The organism is Pandoraea soli, from assembly GCF_902459595.1.
Classification (GTDB): Bacteria; Pseudomonadota; Gammaproteobacteria; order Burkholderiales; family Burkholderiaceae; genus Pandoraea; species Pandoraea cepalis.
Genome location: NZ_CABPSG010000039.1, coordinates 1 through 1,875 on the forward strand (window position 1 = coordinate 1; position 1,875 = coordinate 1,875).

1 tRNA gene and 1 rRNA gene are annotated in these 1,875 nt (G+C 52.7%); both read right to left on the bottom strand.

The annotated features are described in order from the left end of the window. Window position 1: 1 nt before the first annotated feature. Window positions 2-78 (bottom strand) — tRNA-Ile (locus tag PSO31014_RS22190). A gap of 64 nt (window positions 79-142) precedes the next feature. Beyond that, window positions 143-1,675: ribosomal RNA gene (locus PSO31014_RS22195) — 16S ribosomal RNA — on the bottom strand. Window positions 1,676-1,875 lie beyond the last annotated feature (200 nt).

Below are 1,875 nucleotides of genomic sequence, written 5' to 3' on the forward strand. Positions count from 1 at the left end.
TTGGTGGGTCTGGAAGGACTTGAACCTTCGACCCCCGCCTTATCAAGACGGTGCTCTAACCACCTGAGCTACAGACCCGACTTAGATCTACGCAGTCAACAACCGATAAGCGTGAACACTCAACTTCCAGTGCATGCTCTAGAAAGGAGGTGATCCAGCCGCAGGTTCCCCTACGGCTACCTTGTTACGACTTCACCCCAGTCATGAATCCTGCCGTGGTAAGCGCCCTCCTTACGGTTAGGCTACCTACTTCTGGCAAAACCCACTCCCATGGTGTGACGGGCGGTGTGTACAAGACCCGGGAACGTATTCACCGCGACATGCTGATCCGCGATTACTAGCGATTCCAGCTTCACGCAGTCGAGTTGCAGACTGCGATCCGGACTACGATCGGTTTTCTGGGGTTAGCTCCACCTCGCGGTTTGGCAGCCCTCTGTACCGACCATTGTATGACGTGTGAAGCCCTACCCATAAGGGCCATGAGGACTTGACGTCATCCCCACCTTCCTCCGGTTTGTCACCGGCAGTCTCCCTAGAGTGCTCTTGCGTAGCAACTAAGGACAAGGGTTGCGCTCGTTGCGGGACTTAACCCAACATCTCACGACACGAGCTGACGACAGCCATGCAGCACCTGTGTTACGGTTCTCTTTCGAGCACTCCCACCTCTCAGCAGGATTCCGTACATGTCAAGGGTAGGTAAGGTTTTTCGCGTTGCATCGAATTAATCCACATCATCCACCGCTTGTGCGGGTCCCCGTCAATTCCTTTGAGTTTTAATCTTGCGACCGTACTCCCCAGGCGGTCAACTTCACGCGTTAGCTTCGTTACTAAGGAAATGAATCCCCAACAACTAGTTGACATCGTTTAGGGCGTGGACTACCAGGGTATCTAATCCTGTTTGCTCCCCACGCTTTCGTGCATGAGCGTCAGTATTGGCCCAGGGGGCTGCCTTCGCCATCGGTATTCCTCCACATCTCTACGCATTTCACTGCTACACGTGGAATTCTACCCCCCTCTGCCATACTCTAGCCTTGCAGTCACGAATGCAGTTCCCAGGTTAAGCCCGGGGATTTCACATCCGTCTTACAAAACCGCCTGCGCACGCTTTACGCCCAGTAATTCCGATTAACGCTTGCACCCTACGTATTACCGCGGCTGCTGGCACGTAGTTAGCCGGTGCTTATTCTTCCGGTACCGTCATCCCCCCGAGGTATTAACCCAGAGGATTTCTTTCCGGACAAAAGTGCTTTACAACCCGAAGGCCTTCTTCACACACGCGGCATTGCTGGATCAGGCTTTCGCCCATTGTCCAAAATTCCCCACTGCTGCCTCCCGTAGGAGTCTGGGCCGTGTCTCAGTCCCAGTGTGGCTGGTCGTCCTCTCAGACCAGCTACAGATCGTCGCCTTGGTGAGCTTTTACCTCACCAACAAGCTAATCTGACATCGGCTGCTCTTGTAGCGCGAGGCCCGAAGGTCCCCCGCTTTCCTCCTCAGAGCGTATGCGGTATTAATCCGGCTTTCGCCGAGCTATCCCCCACTACAAGGTACATTCCGATGTATTACTCACCCGTTCGCCACTCGCCACCAGGTGCAAGCACCCGTGCTGCCGTTCGACTTGCATGTGTAAGGCATGCCGCCAGCGTTCAATCTGAGCCAGGATCAAACTCTTCAGTTTAAACCTGTTACTGTTTTCGGTTTTTCGTGATAAATCACTCGAACCGGTCGCTCTCAAAGTATGCTGACAAGTTAATTACTTAACTTACCTATTACTTATGTGAGCCTCAATAAATTTAAAGCTTATCTGCCGAAGCAGACGCACTATTCATCGAGTGCCCACACTTATCGGTTGTCTAGTTTTTAAAGATCAATCGCATC